The sequence below is a fragment of the Huaxiibacter chinensis genome, from assembly GCF_022171985.1.
Classification (GTDB): Bacteria; Pseudomonadota; Gammaproteobacteria; order Enterobacterales; family Enterobacteriaceae; genus Enterobacter; species Enterobacter chinensis_A.
The window spans coordinates 123,907-143,984 of record NZ_JAJVHF010000007.1; the positions used below are offsets into that span (position 1 = coordinate 123,907).

The following is a 20,078-nucleotide window of genomic DNA, read 5'->3' on the forward strand; positions in this document are numbered from 1 at the left end:
TAATCGCCGGTTTCGGTGGTAAGTTCAGGTAAAAGAGAACGTTTGCGTCGGCGTCCAGGAGTGATGCCGATGACGGGTTTCGTGATGAATATTGAGGCGCGAAACGCAAGATAGCCCCGCTTATTCAACGAGGAAAAGATGGCTCAACAAACTCCTTTGTACCAACAGCATGAGTTATGTGGCGCACGCATGGTGGACTTCCATGGCTGGATGATGCCGCTGCACTACGGCTCACAGATTGACGAGCATCACGCGGTGCGCACCGACGCCGGCATGTTTGATGTATCACACATGACCATTGTCGACCTGCGGGGTAGCCGCACCCGGGAGTTCTTGCGTTATCTGCTGGCCAACGACGTCGCAAAGCTCAAGACGGCGGGTAAAGCGCTTTACAGCGGCATGCTGAATGCCTCCGGCGGCGTGATTGATGACCTGATCGTCTATTACTTTACGGAAGATTTTTTCCGCCTTGTTGTTAACTCTGCCACCCGCGAAAAAGACCTCTCCTGGATTTCCCAACACGCTGAACCTTTCGCCATCGACATTACCGTCCGTGACGATCTCTCTCTTATTGCGGTTCAAGGGCCAAACGCGCAGGCCAAAGCCGCCACGCTGTTCACCGAAGAGCAGCGTCAGGCAACAGAAGGGATGAAACCCTTCTTTGGCGTGCAGGCGGGCGATCTTTTCATCGCAACGACGGGCTACACCGGTGAAGCCGGATATGAAATTGCCCTGCCAAACGAGAAAGCGGCCGATTTCTGGCAGGCGCTGGTGAAGGCGGGCGTTAAGCCGGCGGGCCTGGGCGCACGCGATACGCTGCGTCTGGAAGCCGGTATGAATCTCTATGGGCAGGAGATGGACGAAGGTGTCTCTCCACTGGCCGCCAATATGGGCTGGACCATTGCCTGGGAACCGGCAGACCGCGATTTCATTGGTCGCGAAGCGCTGGAAATGCAGCGTGAGAAAGGTACGGAGCAGCTGGTGGGCCTGGTCATGACCGAAAAAGGCGTGCTGCGCAACGAGCTGCCGGTGCGTTTCACGGATGCAAACGGCAATCAGCACGAAGGCATCATTACCAGCGGCACCTTCTCCCCGACGCTGGGTTACAGCATTGCACTGGCACGCGTGCCGGCCGGGATTGGCGAGACTGCCGTGGTGCAGATCCGCAATCGCGAAATGCCCGTCACCGTCACCAAACCGATTTTTGTTCGCGCCGGTAAACCGGTCGCTTAATCATTTTTATCAGGAGATTTCCAATGAGCAATGTGCCAGCAGAACTGAAATACAGCAAAGAACACGAATGGCTGCGCAAAGAAGCCGACGGCACTTATTCCGTCGGCATCACCGAGCATGCGCAAGAGCTGCTCGGTGACATGGTCTTTATCGACCTGCCGGATGTGGGCGCGACCGTTAGCGCGGGCGACGACTGTGCTGTCGCTGAATCCGTGAAAGCGGCCTCAGACATCTATGCGCCGGTCAGCGGCGAAATCGTGGCGGTAAACGACGCGCTGAGCGACTCCCCGGAGCTGGTAAACAGCGAACCTTATGAAGGCGGCTGGATCTTCAAAATCAAAGCCACTGACGAAGCAGAAGTCGCGGCACTGCTGGATGCTTCTGCCTACGAAGCCCTGTTAGAAGACGAGTAAGCCTTATCCCTCTCCCTTATGGGGAGAGGGCAGGGGTGAGAGTGCCAATCTTCCCCTCACCCTAACCCTCTCCTGAAAGGAGAGGGAATACACATTCACTGCACGTTTCAGGAACCATCGCTCATGACACAGACTTTAAGCCAGCTTGAAAACCGTGGCGCTTTCATTGAACGTCACATTGGGCCGGATGCTCAGCAACAGCAGGAGATGCTGAAGACAGTTGGCGCGGATTCATTAAACGCACTGATCGGCCAGATCGTGCCAAAAGATATCCAGCTTGCCACGCCGCCTCAGGTCGGTGAGGCCACGACGGAATTCGCCGCGCTGGCAGAGCTGAAAGCAATCGCCAGCCTGAACAAGCGCTTTAAGTCTTACATTGGCATGGGTTATACCCCTGTTCAGCTGCCGCCGGTGATCCTGCGTAATATGCTGGAAAATCCGGGCTGGTACACCGCCTACACGCCGTATCAACCGGAGGTGTCGCAGGGCCGTCTGGAAGCGCTGCTGAACTTCCAGCAGGTGACGCTGGATCTGACCGGTCTGGATATCGCATCCGCTTCACTGCTCGACGAAGCCACCGCAGCGGCCGAAGCCATGGCGATGGCCAAACGTGTCAGTAAACTCAAAAATGCGAACCGTTTCTTCGTGGCGGCGGACGTGCATCCGCAAACCCTGGACGTGGTGCGCACTCGTGCGGAGACCTTCGGCTTTGACGTGATTGTCGATGAAGCGGACAAAGTGCTGGATCATCAGGATGTGTTTGGCGTGCTGCTGCAACAGGTGGGCACCACCGGGGAAGTGCACGACTACAGCACGCTGATTGCCGAGCTGAAATCCCGTAAAGTGATTGTCAGCGTCGCCGCTGATTTTATGGCCCTGGTCCTGCTGACGGCACCTGGCAAACAGGGCGCAGACATTGTCTTTGGCTCTGCACAGCGCTTCGGCGTGCCGATGGGCTACGGCGGTCCGCACGCTGCGTTCTTTGCGGCCAAAGATGAATTTAAACGTTCCATGCCAGGCCGAATCATTGGTGTGTCGAAAGATGCGGCCGGGAACACCGCGCTGCGTATGGCCATGCAGACGCGTGAGCAGCATATCCGTCGCGAAAAAGCGAACTCAAACATTTGTACTTCTCAGGTCCTGCTGGCGAACATTGCCAGCCTGTATGCGGTCTTCCACGGTCCGGCTGGTCTGAAACGCATTGCCAGCCGCATTCACCGCTTTGCGGATATTCTGGCGGCGGGCCTGCAACAGAAAGGACTGAAACTGCGTCATGCGCACTACTTCGATACTCTGTGCGTCGAAGTGGCAGACAAAGCCGCCGTTATCGCAGGTGCTGAAGCCGCGGAAATCAACCTGCGCACCGATATTCTCAATGCCGTAGGCATTACGCTGAATGAAACCACCACGCGTGAAGACGTGCAGGATCTGTTTAGCGTCCTGCTGGGCGATGCGCATGGTCTGGACATCGACGCGCTGGATAAAGAGGTGGCCCACGACAGCCGCTCCATCCAGGAGAGCATGCTGCGTAACGATGCCATTCTGGCGCACCCGGTCTTCAATCGCTATCACAGCGAAACCGAGATGATGCGCTATATGCACTCTCTGGAGCGCAAAGATCTGGCCCTGAATCAGGCGATGATCCCGCTGGGCTCCTGCACCATGAAGCTGAACGCGGCGGCAGAGATGATCCCTATCACCTGGCCGGAGTTCTCTGAGCTGCACCCATTCTGCCCGGCAGATCAGGCGGAAGGGTATCATATGATGATCAACCAGCTTTCCGACTGGCTGGTGAAGCTGACCGGCTATGACGCGCTCTGTATGCAGCCAAACTCCGGCGCGCAGGGTGAATATGCAGGCCTGCTGGCGATTCGTCACTATCACGAAAGCCGCAATGAAGGGCATCGCGATATCTGCCTGATCCCAAGCTCCGCACACGGTACTAACCCGGCCTCGGCACAAATGGCAGGCATGGAAGTGGTGGTGGTTGCCTGTGACAAAAACGGCAACATCGACCTGGCCGATCTGCGTGCGAAAGCCGGGCAGGCGGGCGAAAAACTTTCCTGCATCATGGTGACCTACCCGTCCACTCACGGCGTGTATGAAGAGACCATCCGTGAAGTGTGTGAAGTGGTGCATCAGTTCGGCGGTCAGGTTTATCTCGACGGGGCGAACATGAACGCGCAGGTGGGGATCACCTCTCCGGGCTTTATCGGTGCGGATGTGTCGCACCTGAACCTGCATAAAACCTTCTGCATTCCACACGGCGGTGGCGGCCCGGGTATGGGCCCTATCGGCGTGAAAGCGCATCTGGCACCGTTCGTGCCGGGTCACAGCGTGGTGCAGATTGAAGGCATGTTGACCCGCCAGGGCGCCGTCTCTGCGGCACCGTTCGGTAGCGCCTCTATCCTGCCAATCAGCTGGATGTACATCCGCATGATGGGTGCGGAAGGGCTGAAGCAGGCAAGCCAGGTGGCGATCCTCAACGCCAACTACATTGCCACGCGCCTGAAATCTGCCTTCCCGGTGCTCTATACCGGCCGTGATGGCCGCGTGGCGCACGAATGCATCCTTGATATTCGTCCGCTGAAAGACGCGACGGGCATCAGCGAGCTGGATATTGCCAAACGTCTGATCGACTACGGCTTCCACGCCCCAACGATGTCCTTCCCGGTGGCGGGCACGCTGATGGTTGAGCCAACGGAGTCGGAAAGCAAAGCTGAGCTGGACCGCTTCATTGACGCGATGCTCGCCATCCGCATGGAGATCGATCGTGTGCAGGACGGCGAGTGGACGCTCGACGATAACCCGCTGGTCAACGCGCCGCACACCCAGCACGAGCTGGTGGCGGAGTGGACCCACGGCTACTCCCGCGAGCTGGCGGTCTTCCCGGCGGGCGTGGCAAACAAATACTGGCCGACCGTTAAGCGTCTTGATGACGTTTATGGCGACCGTAACCTGTTCTGTTCGTGTGTTCCGATGAGCGAATACGCATAATCTGTCTGCCATACTGTAGGCCGGGTAAGCGCCAGCGCTACCCGGCTTTTTTATTTGGAGGATGTAAATGGCAATTGCACTGGTTACCGGCGCCAGCCGCGGGATTGGTAAAGCGACCGCGCTGCAGCTGGCACGCGAAGGCTATACCGTGGCGGTGAACTACCATCACAACATCAAGGCCGCGACGGATGTGATCAATCAAATCATTGAAGCAGGCGGCAAAGCCTTCGCCGTGCGTGCGGATATCAGCGACGAAGCGCAGGTGCTGGCGATGTACGACAGTATCGATCGTGAAGGTGAAACGCTGACGGCGCTGGTCAATAACGCCGGTATTCTGTTTGAACAATCCACCATCGAAAACCTGTCGGCAGAGCGCATTAATCGCGTCCTGGCAACTAACGTGACCGGGTATTTTCTCTGCTGTCGTGAAGCGGTAAAACGCATGTCGTTTAAACACGGCGGCAAGGGCGGGGCGATAGTGAATGTCTCATCAGCGGCGTCACGCCTGGGCGCGCCGGGTGAGTATGTGGATTACGCGGCCTCCAAGGGGGCCGTGGATTCGTTGACGACCGGTTTATCGCTGGAGGTGGCGGCACAAGGCATTCGCGTTAACTGCGTGCGCCCTGGCCTGATTTATACCGATATCCATGCCTCTGGCGGCGAGCCGGGTCGGGTGGATCGGGTTAAGTCCATGCTGCCAATGCAGCGAGGCGGCCAGCCGGAAGAGGTGGCGCAGGCGATTGTCTGGTTGCTGAGCGAAAAAGCATCGTATGTGACGGGCAGTTTTATCGAGCTGGCGGGCGGTAAATGAATATGCCCCTCTCCCTAAAAACGGGGAGAGGGGAAAGGATTACAGCGTTTCGCCGTTGCTGGCGATCGCGGCTTTATACCACTCGAAGCTCTTCTTCCGCGAGCGGGACATATCACCCGTGCCGTCATCGTGCTTGTTCACGTAGATAAAACCGTAGCGCTTGCTGTACTGACCGGTGGTGAACGACACGCAGTCAATGCAACCCCACGGGGTATAACCCATCAGGTCCACGCCGTCGTAAGTGACGGCTTTCATCATCTCTTTCACGTGGGCGCGCAGGTAGTCGATGCGATAGTCATCGTTGATGCTGCCGTCCTCTTCCACTTTATCGTAGGCACCGAAGCCGTTTTCAACGATAAACAGCGGTTTCTGGTAACGCTCGTACAGTTCGCACAGTGAATAACGCAGGCCCACCGGGTCAATCTGCCAGCCCCAGTCCGAGGCTTTCACGTGCGGGTTCGGTACGCTGCCTTCGAAGCCGGAAATGGCATCGCCGCTGCCGCCTTCGGCTTTGACCGCATTGGTCATGTAATAGCTGAAACCCAGATAGTCGCAGGTGCCTTCGCGCAGAATCGCGTCGTCACCGTCTTCCATGTTGATATTAAACCCACGGCGTTCCCACTCGTTAAGCACGTAGGACGGGTAGTAGCCACGCAGCTGAACGTCGGTAAAGACATAGCGCTCGCGCATGGATTCCTGAGCGAACATCACATCCTCTGGCTTGCAGGAGAACGGATAGAGCGCCACCATTGCCAGCATGCAGCCGACTTTCATCTCTGGATTAATGCGTCGCGCCGCCTTCACCGCCAGCGCGCTTGCCACGAACTGGTGGTGCAGCACCTGGTACATGGTCTCTTCCGGATTGTCATGCTCGGTATAAACCACGCCTGAGCAGCAGTAGCCGAACAGCGGCGCACGCCAGTTACGCTGGTTGTTGATCTCATTGAAGGTCATCCAGTATTTGACCTTATTTTTGTAGCGCTCAAACACCACTTCCGCGAAGCGCACAAAGAAATCCACCACTTTCCGGTTGGTCCAGCCACCGTATTCCTGCACCAGATGCAGCGGCATTTCGAAGTGGGAGAGGGTGATAACGGGCTCGATATTGTACTTCAGCAGCTCATCGAACATGTCGTCATAGAACTTCAGCCCTTCTTCATTCGGCTGGGTTTCATCCCCTTTCGGGAAGATGCGCGTCCAGGCGATAGAGGTGCGGAAGCACTTGAAACCCATCTCGGCAAACAGTTTGATGTCTTCTTTGTAATGGCCGTGGAAGTCGATGGCCTCGTGGTTCGGATAATATTTACCCGGCACGACGTCCTGAGTGATTTCGCGTGGCACGCCGTGCGCGCCGCCGGTGAGAACGTCGCAAATACTGGGCCCCTTGCCGCCTTTATTCCAGCCGCCTTCAACCTGGTGTGCCGCAACCGCGCCACCCCATAAAAAATCTTTTGGTAAGGTTAATTTTTTCATCTTTGCTATTCTCAATGGAGGCAATATTGACATCGAGTCTAGCAAAGCGACATTAAATGTCACGATATAACAATTCGCTGAAAATGTAATATGTCACATTCATAAAACAGGGTGTTTTATTCTGTTAATTTCTTCGCCAGTTTGCGCCCCAGCGACTCCAGAATATAGATGACGGGAATTTGCGTTGTAATATCGTAGACGCCGCCAATACGGGTTTGTGGCACATGCCAGGAGAGATTAAAATCCGCCAGCTTTGCCAGGCGCGACTGTTCGTGGCTGGTTATGGAGAGCACTTTACAGTGATGCAGGCTGAACTGGCTGGCGAAGCGTAAGATCTCCTCGGTTTCACCGGAGACGGACAGCACAATGGCCAGCGCATTTTTGGCCATGTCATTGGTCACCGGGAAATAAGGGTCGTCAATATGGTTGCTGAATTTGCCGATATTTGAAAAGAAACGTGCGCCATATTTTGCCAGCGAGCCAGAGGTGCCCGCACCAACAAATATAATACGTTCGGACGATAAAATAATATCCACCGCGTGATCTAATAACGCGTCGAACTCTTCGTTGTTAACGCTTTTAAAAAAGCTGATAATTTCACTGGCACCAAAATTCGCCTGCTGGGGCTCGTTTTGCTCTAAATAGAGTTTAAAACGTACGCGAAATTCCGAGTAGCCCTCACAGTTGAGCTTGCGGCAGAAACGCAGGATGGTGGTGGTCGATACGCCAGCCGCTTCTGCCAGTTCACGGATGGTCATGTACATCACCTTGTCACGGTTTTTGATGACATAGTGGTAGACCATCATCTCAAGGTTGTTGAGACGGGCAACGGCGGAATGGGAGAACATGCTCACAATGGCTAAACTCACTCATCAGACTTTTCTAAAAGGAATAATAACATGCAGCCAAACGACATCACTTTTTTTCAACGCTTTCAGGACGACATTCTGGCCGGGCGTAAAACCATTACCATTCGGGATGAAAGCGAGTCACATTTTAAAGCGGGTGATATCCTGCGGGTCGGGCGCTATGAAGATGAAGTCTACTTTTGCACCATTGAAGTGACGGGCGTGTCGACGGTGACGCTGGATACGCTGACGGAAAAACACGCGGTGCAGGAAAACATGTCCCTGGCGGCGCTCCGTGAGGTCATTACGGAGATTTATCCTCAACAAACACATTTTTATGTGATTGATTTTAAATGCGTTTAAATTGTAGCGGACAGGTGTAAGGTCATATATTCATTCAATTGTATGATTTTAATGGAATTCTCTTATTAATGGATTTATTTTAGCTAACATGTGTTCACTGAAATCATTCTCAGTTAGCATAACGGATGATGCATAATCATCTTATGTTCTGCTGGAGTTGCGCATGGTAAGTAAGCCATTAATCACACAAGGATATTCACTGGCTGAGGAGATAGCCAACAGTATTAGTCATGGTATTGGTCTCGTTTTCGGGATCGTGGGATTAGTGTTGCTGCTGGTTCAGGCGACGGATGCCAATGCGAGCGCCATGGCGATCACCAGTTACAGTCTGTATGGCGGAAGCATGATTCTGCTGTTTCTCGCGTCGACGCTTTACCATGCCATTCCCCATCAACGGGCAAAGAGATGGCTCAAAAAATTCGACCATTGCGCTATTTATCTGCTGATTGCCGGTACCTACACGCCCTTTTTACTGGTGGGGCTGAACTCCCCTCTGTCGCGGGGGTTAATGGTTGTCATCTGGAGCCTGGCGCTGTTGGGCATCCTCTTCAAACTCACCATTGCGCATCGGTTTAAGGTGCTCTCACTGGTGACTTATCTGACGATGGGCTGGCTGTCGCTGATTGTGATTTATCAGCTGGCGGTCAAGCTTTCAGCCGGAGGGGTGACTCTGCTTGCCGTGGGCGGGATCGTTTACTCCCTGGGGGTTATTTTCTACGTCTGTAAGCGTATTCCTTACAACCATGCGATTTGGCACGGCTTTGTCCTGGGCGGTAGCGTCTGCCACTTCCTGGCGATCTATCTGTATGTTGGGCAGGTTTAAGCGTTACGCTGTGCGGTCTGATGCCCTCACCCCAACCCTCTCGCACAGGGAGAGGGAGCATGTCAGAATGAGCCGCAGGGAGAGAGCATTTCACAGTTAAAATGCGTAGCCGCCTTAAGGCTGGCTTACTCTTCCAGAGAGTAAGGCAGTGGTTCTATGCTCAGCGTATTGGCATCGTCACGCACGCGGAACACGGTATCGGCTTCCATATCGTTGTTCATCACGACCTGAACCAACAGGCGACCATCGTCGAGTTGAACCGCAGCCAGCACGGTGCCCGTACGACGCCAGTTCTCACCCATTTTCATCTCTAAATCTTCGCCTGCTTCCGGCACGCGGCTGGCTTGACCGGACAACGTCCACAGCGCACGTTTGTTGGCACCACGGAATTTTGCCCGCGCCACCATCTCCTGACCGGTGTAGCACCCTTTCTTAAAGCTGATACCACCCAGCGCCTGCAGGTTGGTTGCCTGCGGAATAAACTGCGCGCTGTTTGCCGCGTCAATCACCGGGAGACCCGCTTCGATATTCAGCGCCAGCCACTGCTGGCTGTTATTGAGCTGCGCTTCGCCGCGTAAGGCTTCCGTGACGCGCTCTGCGGTTTCAGCGTCGGTCACCAGAAGGAAACGTTCTGCCGGATGTTCAAACCAAAGAATAGAGGTTGCGCCTTCGCTAACGACCTGTTTTTCAGCGTCTGGCAGCGCGCTGAAGAGGTTTTTCAGTGCCGCTCGGGCCTGGAATCCGGCCACGCCCAGCAAGACATGTTCATCATCAGCGACAATGGTCACTTTTGAGAAGACCGCATATTTTTTCAGTTCAGTGAGCTGCGCATCGCGCAGGCTGCGGCGCTCGATCAGGGCAAAGCCATCCTGACGGCGGAAAAGGCGCAGATTGCTCCACATTTTACCTTTAGGATCGCAGTGCGCGGCCAACAGGTGCTGATGCTCCGTCATTTGACCGACGTCTGCCGTCACCTGACCCTGCAGATATTTTTCGCTGTCGGCACCCGTGAGAGTTGCCAGTGCCCAGTCATCAAGAGAAATAAGCGTCAGCGGCAGACGCGCAGAGGCGACGGGCTGGCGAGGAGAAAATGGTGTAAATGCCATAGTGATGTCCTGAATTGCTTAACGCTTTGATAATGCCTAATGGTAAAAGAGACTGTCGTCATTGCAAGCGCTTTCAGCAGGCCAATTGTGCCTTATCGCTGTTCTGCGTAGCGCTACGCAGAACAGAGTAATCCGCTTTCTTTGTAGGGTTTTTTCTGCAAGCATGCTTCCGACTTGCAATATTCCAGTAAAGAAAGAGCAAAAAACACGTTACACTAGGGATTGTCCCGGGAGGGAGAACGACATCCCGCCCCCTCTGAAGGGAAAAGCCTTTGCCAAACGTTATGCAGGAAAAACAACATGGACATTAACAATAAAGCCCGCATTCATTGGGCATGCCGTCGCGGTATGCGCGAACTCGATATCTCTGTCATGCCCTTCTTTGAGCATGAGTACGACAGCCTGAGCGATGATGACAAACGTCTGTTCGTTCGTCTGCTTGAAAGCGACGATCCTGATTTGTTCAACTGGCTGATGAATCACGGCAAACCCGCCGACACCGAGTTGCAACGGATGGTGCAATTAATTCAAACACGGAATCGGGAACGTGGTCCTGTGGCAATCTGATCTGCGCGTTTCCTGGCGCTCACAGTGGATGTCGTTATTGCTCCACGGTCTGGTCGCGGCCATTGTTTTATTAATGCCATGGCCGCTGAGCTACACGCCGTTATGGCTTCTGCTCCTTTCGCTGGTGGTGTTCGACAGCGTTCGCAGCCAACGACGCATTAACGCCCGTCAGGGTGAAATCAAGCTGATGATGGATTCTCGCCTGCGCTGGCAGGGCAAAGAGTGGGAAATTGTCGGTACGCCGTGGATGCTCAAATCCGGCATGATGTTTCGTCTGCGGCAGACGGAAGGGAAGCGTAGCCAGCATTTGTGGCTGGCAGCGGACAGCATGGATTCGGCAGAGTGGCGGGATTTACGTCGGATGCTGTTACAGCAACCGACGCAGGGGCGATAACGCTTAGCTGAATTTTTCGGCCATTTCGCCCAGAATCTGCTCGCACCAGTTTTGCAGGCGCTCATCGCTCAGATCGTACTGATTGGTTTCGTCCAGCGCCAGGCCGACAAATAGCTGGCCATCGGCGATGACGGGCTTCGGGCTGGTAAATTCATAGCCTTCGGTCGGCCAGTAGCCGATAAAGCTCACGCCTTTTGGCAGCAGTTTATCGTGCAGCATACCGAGCGCATCCAGGAACCATTCTCCGTAGCCTAACTGGTCACCCATGCCATACATGGCGATGATTTTGCCTTCCAGATTGAGCGAATCGAGCCGATCCCAGACTGCTTCCCAGTCTTCCTGAATCTCGCCAAAGTCCCAGGTCGGGATGCCGAGTATCAGCACATCGTACTGCTCCATCAGGGCGGGAGCATCATCTTTCAGATTGTGTAGCGTGACCAGTTCCGGGCCAATAATGTCACGAATTTTCTCTGCTGCCATTTCGGTATAGCAGGTGCTGGAACCATAAAACAAACCAATATTCATCGCCAAAACGTCTCAATTTTTGCTATGACTTTAGGCGTAGTGTACCAGAAAGCTGTACCATTACGTCATAATGGCGAATGGCAACATCAAGGGGCAGATGTGGAAAAGGATCTCGCGCTCGTCGAGCAGTTTCTCGATGCGCTCTGGCTGGAGAAAAATCTTGCCGAGAACACGCTTAGCGCGTATCGCCGGGATTTAACCATGCTGGTGGAATGGCTCGCGCACCGTGAACTGTCGCTGGCCGAGGCGCAAAGCGACGACCTGCAAAACCTGCTGGCCGAACGGCAGGCGGGGGGATATAAGGCGACCAGTTCGGCGCGATTGTTGAGTGCAATGCGCCGCCTGTTTCAACATCTCTACCGTGAGAAGATCCGCCCGGACGATCCCAGCGCGCTGCTGGCGTCGCCCAAATTACCGCAGCGTTTACCTAAAGATCTCAGCGAAGCGCAAATTGAGAGATTATTACAAGCGCCAGTGGTTGACCTGCCGCTGGAGTTGCGCGATAAAGCGATGCTCGAGGTGCTGTACGCCACCGGTTTGCGCGTCTCTGAATTAGTCGGGCTGACGATGAGTGATATCAGCCTTCGTCAGGGCGTGGTGCGTGTAATCGGCAAAGGAAACAAAGAACGGCTGGTGCCGCTTGGCGAAGAGGCCGTTTACTGGGTTGAAACCTGGCTGGAGCACGGGCGCCCGTGGCTGCTGAACGGCGTCTCAATTGACGTGCTCTTTCCCAGCCAGCGCGCACAGCAAATGACGCGACAAACCTTCTGGCATCGCATCAAACATTACGCGACACTGGCGGGTATCGACAGTGAAAAACTGTCGCCGCACGTGTTGCGCCACGCCTTCGCCACACATCTGCTGAACCATGGCGCCGACTTGCGCGTGGTGCAGATGCTGCTGGGGCATAGCGATCTATCGACGACGCAAATTTATACGCATGTCGCGACCGAGCGCTTGCGGCAGTTACATCAACAGCACCACCCACGTGCGTGAGTGCCGAGGAATTGCATTAGGAATGAATATGAAAAAGTCTTTCGCGCTGTTTACCTTGCTGGCCGCCTCTTTTACCGGTTTAGCCCATGCAGACGATGCAGCCATCAAACAATCTCTGGCAAAACTGGGCGTGACCAGCAGCGAAATTCAGCCAGCCCCGGTTGCCGGAATGAAAACGGTTCTGACCAACAGCGGCGTTCTGTATGTCACTGAAGACGGTAAGCATTTTATTCAGGGACCGATGTACGACGTCAGCGGTGCGCAGCCGGTGAACGTGACTAACCAGCTGCTGATGAAAAACCTGAACGCGCTGGAAAAAGAGATGATTGTCTATAAAGCGGCGCAGGAAAAACACGTCATTACCGTTTTCACCGACATCACCTGTGGCTATTGCCACAAGCTGCATGAAGAGATGAAAGACTATAACGCGCTGGGCATCACCGTGCGGTATCTCGCCTTCCCGCGCGCGGGCGTACAGAGCCAGCCTGAGCAGGATATGAAAGCCATCTGGTGTGCTAAAGACCGTAATAAGGCCTTTGACGATGCGATGAACGGGAAGGGCGTCCAGCCTGCCTCCTGTGATATTGATATCGCCAACCACTACGCGCTCGGCGTGCAGTTTGGCGTGTCCGGAACACCGGCGATTGTGCTGAACAACGGCTACGTTGTGCCGGGCTATCAGGGGCCAAAAGAGATGAAAGCCTTCCTCGACGCACACCAGAAACAGTTTGGTGGTAAATAATTCGCGTGAAAGCCCCCATCAAATTGCGCCGCCGCGAGGCGGATGAAAACGTCGATTTACCGGCCGAACTTTCGCCGCTTTTGCGGCGATTGTATGCCAGCCGCGGCGTACGCTCTGGCGTGGAGCTTGAGCGTACCGTAAAAGGGCTGTTGCCCTGGCAACAGCTGAGCGGTGTCGAGAAAGCGACCGGAATGCTCTATGACGCTTTCCGCGAAGGCACGCGCATTGTGGTCGTCGGGGATTTTGATGCCGACGGCGCCACCAGTACGGCACTGAGCGTGCTCAGCCTGCGGGCGCTGGGCTGCGACAGCGTGGCCTATCTGGTGCCGAATCGCTTTGAAGATGGCTATGGTCTCAGCCCGGAAGTGGTCGATCAGGCTCATGCCCGCGGCGCGCAAATGATCATGACCGTGGATAACGGGATCTCTTCCCATGCGGGCGTCGATCGTGCCCACGCGCTGGGGATCCCGGTAATTATCACCGATCACCACCTGCCCGGCGAAACCTTGCCCGCAGCCGAAGCGATCATTAACCCGAACCTGCGCGACTGCGATTTCCCGTCGAAATCGCTGGCGGGAGTCGGGGTAGCGTTTTATCTGATGCTGGCGCTGCGCGCATTGCTGCGTGACAACGGCTGGTTTGAATCACGCGGTATCGCCATGCCTAATCTGGCGGAATACCTCGATCTGGTGGCGCTCGGTACCGTCGCAGACGTCGTGCCGCTGGATACCAATAACCGCATTTTGACCTGGCAGGGCTTAAGCCGCATTCGTGCGGGCAAGTGCCGTCCAGGCATTAAAGCACTGCTTGAGATCGCCAACCGTGACCCGCTAAAACTGGCTGCAAACGATTTAGGTTTCGCGCTGGGCCCACGCCTGAATGCGGCCGGTCGCCTGGACGATATGTCCGTCGGCGTCGCGCTGTTGCTGTGCGACAACATCGGCGAAGCGCGCGTACTGGCGAGCGAGCTTGATGCACTGAACCAGACGCGTAAAGAGATTGAACAGGGGATGCAGGCCGAAGCGCTGACCTTATGCGACAAGCTTGAGCGTAGCGGTGAACCGCTGCCGGGCGGGCTGGCAATGTACCATCCCGACTGGCATCAGGGCGTGGTTGGCATTCTGGCCTCACGAATCAAAGAACGATTCCACCGTCCGGTTATCGCCTTTGCCCCCGCGGGGGACGGCACGCTGAAAGGCTCGGGCCGCTCCATTCAGGGTTTGCATATGCGCGATGCCCTGGAGCGCCTTGATACGCTCTATCCTGGGCTGATGATCAAGTTTGGCGGACATGCGATGGCGGCGGGCTTATCGCTTGAAGAGGCAAAGTTCGACGAGTTTCAGCGTCTGTTTAGCGCGCTGGTCACTGACTGGATCGACCCGGCGTTGTTGCAGGGTGAAATTGTCTCCGATGGTCCACTGTCCGTTGCCGAGATGACCATGGACGTGGCGCAAATGCTGCGTGATGCGGGCCCGTGGGGGCAAATGTTCCCTGAGCCGCTTTTTGACGGGCGTTTTCGCCTGCTGCAGCAGCGTATCGTGGGAGAAAGGCATTTGAAAGTGATGGTTGAGCCGGTGGGCGGCGGTCCGCTACTGGACGGCATTGCGTTTAACGTCGACACCGCCGTCTGGCCGGACAATGGCGTACGTGAGGTTGAACTGGCCTTTAAGCTCGATATTAATGAGTTTCGCGGAAACCGCACGCTTCAGATCATCATCGACCATATCTGGCCAATTTAGCGTCAGTATTCTCTATAAAAAAGGGCGCGGATTCGGTACAATCCCGCTCTTATCACCGCATTTTGACACGTCGAAAAAAGAAAACAGACCATGTTTGAAATTAATCCGGTAAAAAACCGCATTCAAGACCTCACGGAGCGCTCAGACGTTCTTAGGGGGTATCTTTGACTATGATGCCAAGAAAGAGCGTCTTGAAGAAGTAAACGCCGAGCTGGAACAGCCGGACGTCTGGAACGAACCTGAACGCGCCCAGGCGCTGGGTAAAGAACGTTCCTCCCTCGAAGCTATCGTTGATACCCTCGACCAAATGTCTCAGGGGCTGGAAGATGTCTCCGGCCTGCTGGAATTAGCCGTCGAAGCCGACGACGAAGAAACCTTTAACGAAGCCATCGCTGAACTGGACGTGCTGGAAGAAAAGCTGGCTCAGCTTGAATTCCGTCGTATGTTCTCCGGCGAATATGACGGCGCAGATTGCTACCTGGATATCCAGGCCGGCTCCGGCGGGACGGAAGCGCAGGACTGGGCGAGCATGCTGACGCGCATGTATCTGCGCTGGGCTGAGGCGCGTGGTTTCAAAACGGAAATCATCGAAGAGTCTGAAGGTGAAGTGGCGGGCATTAAATCCATCACTATCAAGATTATCGGCGATTACGCCTACGGTTGGCTGCGTACTGAAACGGGCGTTCACCGCCTGGTGCGTAAGAGCCCGTTCGATTCCGGCGGCCGTCGTCATACCTCCTTCAGCTCTGCGTTTGTCTATCCGGAAGTGGATGACGATATTGATATCGAAATCAACCCGGCCGATCTGCGTATCGACGTATACCGCGCTTCCGGCGCGGGCGGTCAGCACGTTAACCGTACGGAATCCGCGGTGCGTATCACGCACGTGCCAACCGGCCTGGTAACGCAGTGTCAAAATGACCGCTCCCAGCATAAGAACAAAGACCAGGCCATGAAGCAGATGAAAGCGAAGCTTTATGAACTGGAAATGCAGAAAAAGAATGCTGAGAAACAGGTGATGGAAGACAACAAATCTGACATCGGCTGGGGTAGCCAGATCCGTTCTTATGTCCTCGATGACTCCCGCATTAAAGACTTGCGTACCGGGGTTGAGACCCGCAACACGCAGGCCGTGCTGGACGGCAGCCTGGACCAATTTATCGAAGCAAGTTTGAAAGCAGGGTTATGAGGAACCAACATGTCTGAACAACAAGCACAGGGCACTGACGCGGTAGTCGATCTTAATAACGAACTGAAAAGCCGTCGTGAGAAGCTGGCTGCACTGCGTGAGCAGGGTATTCCCTTCCCGAACGATTTCCGTCGCGATCATACCTCAGACCAGCTTCACGCTGACTTCGATGCGAAAGAGAACGAAGAGCTCGAAGCGCTGAACATCGAAGTGTCCGTTGCTGGCCGAATGATGACCCGCCGTATCATGGGTAAAGCGTCTTTCGTGACGTTACAGGATGTGGGCGGTCGTATTCAGCTGTACGTTTCTCGTGACGACCTGCCGGAAGGCATCTACAACGAGCAGTTCAAGAAGTGGGACCTGGGCGATATCCTGGGCGCGAAGGGTAAGCTGTTCAAAACCAAAACCGGTGAACTGTCTATCCACTGCACCGAGCTGCGTCTGCTGACCAAAGCACTGCGTCCATTGCCGGATAAATTCCACGGCCTGCAGGATCAGGAAGCGCGCTATCGTCAGCGTTACCTGGATCTCATCTCGAATGATGAATCCCGTAAGACCTTCAAAATTCGCTCTCAGATCATGGCCGGTATTCGCCAGTTCATGGTTAACCGCGACTTTATGGAAGTGGAAACCCCTATGATGCAGGTGATCCCCGGCGGTGCGTCTGCTCGTCCGTTCATCACCCATCATAATGCCCTGGACCTGGACATGTACCTGCGTATCGCGCCGGAACTGTACCTGAAGCGTCTGGTGGTCGGCGGCTTCGAGCGCGTCTTCGAAATCAACCGTAACTTCCGTAACGAAGGTATCTCCGTTCGCCATAACCCAGAGTTCACCATGATGGAACTCTATATGGCCTACGCGGACTACAAAGATCTGATCGAGCTGACCGAATCTCTGTTCCGTACGCTGGCGCAGGATATTCTGGGCACCACGGAAGTCCCTTACGGTGAAGAGGTCTTCGATTTCGGTAAGCCGTTCGTCAAGCTGACCATGCGCGAAGCCATCAAGAAATACCGTCCGGAAACGGAGATGGCTGACCTCGATAACTTCGACTCTGCCAAAGCGATTGCAGAAAGCATCGGCATCAAGGTTGAGAAGAGCTGGGGTCTGGGCCGCATCGTGACCGAGATCTTCGAAGAAGTTGCCGAAGCCCATCTGATTCAGCCAACCTTCATTACCGAATATCCGGCAGAGGTGTCTCCGCTGGCGCGTCGTAACGACGAAAACCCGGAAATCACCGACCGCTTTGAGTTCTTTATTGGTGGTCGTGAAATCGGTAACGGCTTCAGCGAGCTGAACGATGCGCAGGATCAGGCGCAGCGTTTCCAGGATCAGGTTGATGCGAAAGCAGCGGGCGATGACGAAGCGATGTTCTTCGATGAAGACTACGTGACCGCGCTGGAACACGGTTTGCCACCTACGGCGGGCCTGGGTATTGGTATCGACCGTATGGTCATGCTGTTCACCAACAGCCACACCATCCGTGACGTGATCCTCTTCCCGGCCATGCGTCCGGTGAAATAAGTCTTTAAGACATAAAAAAAGCCCCGAGCGTTTCGCCGGGGCTTTTTTATTTTGCCGCGTAAGCGGTGAGCGCTTCGCGGGCGGCGGCGGCTTCCATCACCATCCACGGACTAAAGGCCCACGGCGTCGCGTCCAGGGCGCGGAATAACGTCTCCAGCTCGACCCAGTGATACTCCATCACCTCATCGGGATTCACGTTAAGCTCACTGGTGATACGGGCGGCAAAAACCGGGCAGACCTCGTTTTCTACGATGCCGGAAGGATCGACTTTACGGTAACGAAATTCAGGCGCAACGGGGGTGATGTCGGTAATGTCGGCCCCGACCTCATCGCGACAACGGCGGACGATCGCTTGCTCAATCGCTTCGCCAATCTGCGGATGACCGCAGACAGAGTTGGTCCAGACGCCGGGCCAGGCTTTTTTATTCATGGCGCGTCGGGTCACCAGGCATTCGCCTTGCGGGTTAAAAAGCCAGGAAGAGAAGGCCTGATGCAGCGAGGTATGCGTCGTATGCGCGGCATATTTCTCCTCGGTGCCAATAACCTCTCCCCGTTCGTTAACTAAGATAACGTGTTCTTGAATGCTCATTCTTGCTCCAGTAACAAAAATGCCGAATGGCGTCGCGCGTATCCCGTTTTCGGCGTGTTTAAGCGCGGGGCGGGCAGGGCTGCGTCATCGGATTTTGTTATTATACTGCATTCTTAAATGAACCGTTTGGCCCACAGAGCTGACGCGTTCTGTCAGAGGAGAGGCCCGATAACGATCCTTTTACGGCAAATATTGGGCATCAGGGGGGAGACTGTTATCATAGTGCGCCATTCACGCTGACCGAGGAACTGTTTTGTTTGCAGGAAGCCTGACGAGAAATCCCCTTACCGCTGTTTTATGCCTGACGCTAACGTTATTGCTGGCGGGCTGCTCGGGCAGTAAATCATCCGATGCGGGCAGCTATTCCGGCACGGTGTATACCGTGAAGCGCGGCGATACGCTTTATCGCATTTCGCGCTTAACCGGCACCAGCGTGAAGGAGCTGGCGCGGCTGAATAACATTTCCGCGCCCTATACCATAGAAGTGGGGCAAAAGCTCCGGGTAAGCAGTAGCGGGTCCACCTCGAAGAAATCGAGCTCGGGTAAAGGCCAAACCGCCAAAGTCACCCCATCCTATGCCGTACCAAAATCATCATGGCCGCCGGTTGGCCAGCGTTGCTGGGTCTGGCCTGCGAGCGGAAAAGTGGTCCTGCCGTACTCCACCGCAGAAGGGGGCAACAAGGGGATTGATATTGCAGGCACGCGCGGCTCACCGGTTTATGCGTCCGGCGCTGGTAAAGTGGTCTACGTGGGCAATCAGCTACGCGGTTATGGCAATCTGATCATGATTAAGCACGGTGAGGATTACATCACCGCCTATGCGCATAATGATTCGTTACTGGTTAACAATGGGCAAAACGTCAAAGCAGGACAAAAAATAGCGACGATGGGCAGTACCGGCGCCAGTTCCGTTGCGCTGCATTTCCAGATTCGCTACCGCGCCACGGCAATCGATCCCCAACGCTATTTACCGGCTCAGGGCAGTAAGCCTAAGTGCTAAATGATTAATTTCTCGCCACTTAGCGAACAAGAGGCTTGTGTGACGGTGCGTTAGGGCTATAATGCCTAACGCACCTCAAAGCGGGCGTAGTTCAATGGTAGAACGAGAGCTTCCCAAGCTCTATACGAGGGTTCGATTCCCTTCGCCCGCTCCAGAATCTCTTCAGCCTGTCGCACAATGTCATTAAATACTCTTCACGCGCATAAATGTCCTCAATGATTGTTGAGAATGACGCCGCGCTCCGCCCGGATAATATCTGCCCCATACAGCGTGCAGCAGTATATAAAAGCTGAACTTTTCAGGCCGTATAGAAGCATTTCATTTTAACGCGGTACACGCTCTGTTCCCCTTTGCGTATTTCTGCCATTTTCTTCATAGTGTCTGTGATCCTGAGGCGTAACGGTTTACCCGTGCACGCCTGCGTTATCGCAGGCAGAATCCAGAACGAACGGGCGTCAGCAAGCGCTATGCTTATCCCTAATTGATAAAAACAACAGAGGCAATGTCATGGATAACGAACTCCTGGACGCGGGGTACCGGGCCTATACCGGCGAAAAAATTGACGTCTATTTTAATACCAACCTGTGTCAGCACTCTGCCAACTGCGTGCGGGGGAGTGCGTTGCTTTTCAACCTGAAGCGTAAACCGTGGATCATTCCGGATGAAGTGGACGTTGAAACGGTTGTACGTGTGATTGACACCTGCCCGAGCGGTGCGCTGAAGTACCGCCAAAAATAAGCGAG

The 20,078-nt window shown here is 54.9% G+C and carries 20 protein-coding genes and 1 tRNA gene; 16 read left to right on the forward strand and 5 right to left on the reverse strand.

The window, feature by feature from the left end; genetic code table 11:
- Positions 1-138 precede the first annotated feature (138 nt).
- The 4 genes from gcvT to LZP96_RS16575 all read left to right on the forward strand — a co-directional run bounded on the left by gcvT (position 139) and on the right by LZP96_RS16575 (position 5,454).
- Positions 139-1,233 (forward strand): glycine cleavage system aminomethyltransferase GcvT, encoded by a 1,095-nt coding sequence (gene gcvT, locus LZP96_RS16560; protein WP_064327289.1) that lies wholly within the window; start codon positions 139-141, stop codon positions 1,231-1,233.
- A 23-nt stretch (positions 1,234-1,256) separates the two neighbouring features.
- On the forward strand, positions 1,257-1,646 hold the full coding sequence (gene gcvH, locus LZP96_RS16565; protein ID WP_064327288.1) for a glycine cleavage system protein GcvH: 390 nt from the start codon (positions 1,257-1,259) through the stop codon (positions 1,644-1,646).
- A gap of 123 nt (positions 1,647-1,769) precedes the next feature.
- Entirely contained in the window at positions 1,770-4,643 is a 2,874-nt protein-coding gene (gene gcvP / locus LZP96_RS16570) for an aminomethyl-transferring glycine dehydrogenase (protein WP_064327287.1), read from the forward strand.
- 67 nt (positions 4,644-4,710) lie between these two features.
- Positions 4,711-5,454 carry an SDR family oxidoreductase gene (locus tag LZP96_RS16575; protein ID WP_064327286.1) on the forward strand — a complete coding sequence of 248 codons (744 nt, stop codon included), beginning with the start codon at positions 4,711-4,713 and terminating at the stop codon, positions 5,452-5,454.
- A 39-nt stretch (positions 5,455-5,493) separates the two neighbouring features.
- On the opposite strand, the gene LZP96_RS16580 is transcribed toward LZP96_RS16575, so the two are convergent.
- Positions 5,494-6,927 (reverse strand): 6-phospho-beta-glucosidase, encoded by a 1,434-nt coding sequence (locus LZP96_RS16580; RefSeq protein ID WP_064327285.1) that lies wholly within the window; start codon positions 6,925-6,927, stop codon positions 5,494-5,496.
- Positions 6,928-7,043: 116 nt separating this feature from the next.
- A complete protein-coding gene (locus tag LZP96_RS16585) occupies positions 7,044-7,775 on the reverse strand; it encodes a MurR/RpiR family transcriptional regulator (protein ID WP_064327284.1) in 732 nt (243 codons plus the stop codon).
- 51 nt (positions 7,776-7,826) lie between these two features.
- On the opposite strand from LZP96_RS16585, the gene yqfB reads away from it, so the two are divergent.
- Together yqfB and trhA are read left to right on the forward strand one after the other, a co-directional pair.
- Positions 7,827-8,138, forward strand: a complete 312-nt coding sequence (gene yqfB / locus LZP96_RS16590) for a N(4)-acetylcytidine aminohydrolase (protein WP_064327283.1) — start codon at positions 7,827-7,829, stop codon at positions 8,136-8,138.
- Positions 8,139-8,301: 163 nt separating this feature from the next.
- Entirely contained in the window at positions 8,302-8,961 is a 660-nt protein-coding gene (trhA, locus tag LZP96_RS16595; RefSeq protein WP_064327282.1) for a PAQR family membrane homeostasis protein TrhA, read from the forward strand.
- Between the two features lie 125 nt (positions 8,962-9,086).
- Here the strand turns inward: trhA and ygfZ are convergent, their stop codons facing one another.
- Entirely contained in the window at positions 9,087-10,067 is a 981-nt protein-coding gene (gene ygfZ, locus LZP96_RS16600) for a tRNA-modifying protein YgfZ (protein WP_064327281.1), read from the reverse strand.
- A 300-nt stretch (positions 10,068-10,367) separates the two neighbouring features.
- Here ygfZ and sdhE point away from each other — a divergent pair, with 300 nt between their 5' ends.
- Together sdhE and LZP96_RS16610 are read left to right on the forward strand one after the other, a co-directional pair.
- Entirely contained in the window at positions 10,368-10,634 is a 267-nt protein-coding gene (gene sdhE, locus LZP96_RS16605) for an FAD assembly factor SdhE (RefSeq protein WP_064327280.1), read from the forward strand.
- Positions 10,615-11,028, forward strand: coding sequence for a protein YgfX (locus LZP96_RS16610; RefSeq protein WP_064327279.1), 414 nt, complete (start codon positions 10,615-10,617; stop codon positions 11,026-11,028). The genes sdhE and LZP96_RS16610 overlap by 20 nt, the downstream gene beginning before the upstream one ends.
- 3 nt (positions 11,029-11,031) lie before the next feature.
- Here LZP96_RS16610 and fldB read toward each other — a convergent pair whose 3' ends face one another.
- Positions 11,032-11,553 carry a flavodoxin FldB gene (fldB, locus tag LZP96_RS16615; protein WP_064327278.1) on the reverse strand — a complete coding sequence of 174 codons (522 nt, stop codon included), beginning with the start codon at positions 11,551-11,553 and terminating at the stop codon, positions 11,032-11,034.
- Positions 11,554-11,652: 99 nt separating this feature from the next.
- Between fldB and xerD the strand changes: the two genes are divergently transcribed.
- The 5 genes from xerD (at position 11,653) to lysS (ending at position 17,746) form a co-directional block, all read left to right on the forward strand.
- Complete coding sequence (gene xerD, locus LZP96_RS16620; protein ID WP_064327277.1) at positions 11,653-12,549, forward strand: site-specific tyrosine recombinase XerD; 897 nt, start codon at positions 11,653-11,655, stop codon at positions 12,547-12,549.
- 28 nt (positions 12,550-12,577) lie between these two features.
- The gene (dsbC, locus tag LZP96_RS16625) at positions 12,578-13,291 is read left to right on the forward strand and encodes a bifunctional protein-disulfide isomerase/oxidoreductase DsbC (RefSeq protein WP_064328184.1); all 714 of its coding nucleotides are present in this window, start codon (positions 12,578-12,580) and stop codon (positions 13,289-13,291) included.
- A 5-nt stretch (positions 13,292-13,296) separates the two neighbouring features.
- Complete coding sequence (recJ, locus tag LZP96_RS16630; protein ID WP_064327276.1) at positions 13,297-15,030, forward strand: single-stranded-DNA-specific exonuclease RecJ; 1,734 nt, start codon at positions 13,297-13,299, stop codon at positions 15,028-15,030.
- Positions 15,031-15,120: 90 nt separating this feature from the next.
- Positions 15,121-16,219, forward strand: a protein-coding gene (prfB, locus tag LZP96_RS16635) for a peptide chain release factor 2 (protein WP_157685363.1) whose coding sequence is annotated in 2 segments (ribosomal slippage) — positions 15,121-15,195 and positions 15,197-16,219 — 1,098 coding nt in all. Because the reading frame shifts where the segments join, the coding sequence is not laid out codon by codon here.
- A 9-nt stretch (positions 16,220-16,228) separates the two neighbouring features.
- Positions 16,229-17,746 carry a lysine--tRNA ligase gene (gene lysS / locus LZP96_RS16640; protein WP_064327274.1) on the forward strand — a complete coding sequence of 506 codons (1,518 nt, stop codon included), beginning with the start codon at positions 16,229-16,231 and terminating at the stop codon, positions 17,744-17,746.
- 46 nt (positions 17,747-17,792) lie between these two features.
- Here the strand turns inward: lysS and idi are convergent, their stop codons facing one another.
- Positions 17,793-18,335, reverse strand: coding sequence for an isopentenyl-diphosphate Delta-isomerase (gene idi, locus LZP96_RS16645; RefSeq protein WP_064327273.1), 543 nt, complete (start codon positions 18,333-18,335; stop codon positions 17,793-17,795).
- Positions 18,336-18,588: 253 nt separating this feature from the next.
- On the opposite strand from idi, the gene actS reads away from it, so the two are divergent.
- The 3 genes from actS to yjdI all read left to right on the forward strand — a co-directional run bounded on the left by actS (position 18,589) and on the right by yjdI (position 20,073).
- Positions 18,589-19,335, forward strand: a complete 747-nt coding sequence (gene actS, locus LZP96_RS16650) for an amidase activator ActS (protein WP_064327272.1) — start codon at positions 18,589-18,591, stop codon at positions 19,333-19,335.
- An 80-nt stretch (positions 19,336-19,415) separates the two neighbouring features.
- A tRNA-Gly gene (locus LZP96_RS16655) sits at positions 19,416-19,489 on the forward strand.
- A gap of 353 nt (positions 19,490-19,842) precedes the next feature.
- Complete coding sequence (gene yjdI / locus LZP96_RS16660) at positions 19,843-20,073, forward strand: 4Fe-4S mono-cluster protein YjdI (RefSeq protein ID WP_064327271.1); 231 nt, start codon at positions 19,843-19,845, stop codon at positions 20,071-20,073.
- The last annotated feature ends 5 nt before the right edge of the window (positions 20,074-20,078 follow it).

Bases quoted from the DNA above. Each gene is read 5' to 3' on its own strand.
- dsbC (WP_064328184.1), top strand. From the start codon at position 12,578: ATGAAAAAGTCTTTCGCGCTGTTTACCTTGCTGGCCGCCTCTTTTACC.
- fldB (WP_064327278.1), bottom strand. From the start codon at position 11,553: ATGAATATTGGTTTGTTTTATGGTTCCAGCACCTGCTATACCGAAATG.
- lysS (WP_064327274.1), top strand. From the start codon at position 16,229: ATGTCTGAACAACAAGCACAGGGCACTGACGCGGTAGTCGATCTTAAT.
- LZP96_RS16585 (WP_064327284.1), bottom strand. From the start codon at position 7,775: ATGTTCTCCCATTCCGCCGTTGCCCGTCTCAACAACCTTGAGATGATG.
- ygfZ (WP_064327281.1), bottom strand. From the start codon at position 10,067: ATGGCATTTACACCATTTTCTCCTCGCCAGCCCGTCGCCTCTGCGCGT.
- trhA (WP_064327282.1), top strand. From the start codon at position 8,302: ATGGTAAGTAAGCCATTAATCACACAAGGATATTCACTGGCTGAGGAG.
- LZP96_RS16580 (WP_064327285.1), bottom strand. From the start codon at position 6,927: ATGAAAAAATTAACCTTACCAAAAGATTTTTTATGGGGTGGCGCGGTT.
- yqfB (WP_064327283.1), top strand. From the start codon at position 7,827: ATGCAGCCAAACGACATCACTTTTTTTCAACGCTTTCAGGACGACATT.
- LZP96_RS16575 (WP_064327286.1), top strand. From the start codon at position 4,711: ATGGCAATTGCACTGGTTACCGGCGCCAGCCGCGGGATTGGTAAAGCG.
- gcvT (WP_064327289.1), top strand. From the start codon at position 139: ATGGCTCAACAAACTCCTTTGTACCAACAGCATGAGTTATGTGGCGCA.
- yjdI (WP_064327271.1), top strand. From the start codon at position 19,843: ATGGATAACGAACTCCTGGACGCGGGGTACCGGGCCTATACCGGCGAA.
- sdhE (WP_064327280.1), top strand. From the start codon at position 10,368: ATGGACATTAACAATAAAGCCCGCATTCATTGGGCATGCCGTCGCGGT.
- gcvH (WP_064327288.1), top strand. From the start codon at position 1,257: ATGAGCAATGTGCCAGCAGAACTGAAATACAGCAAAGAACACGAATGG.
- idi (WP_064327273.1), bottom strand. From the start codon at position 18,335: ATGAGCATTCAAGAACACGTTATCTTAGTTAACGAACGGGGAGAGGTT.
- gcvP (WP_064327287.1), top strand. From the start codon at position 1,770: ATGACACAGACTTTAAGCCAGCTTGAAAACCGTGGCGCTTTCATTGAA.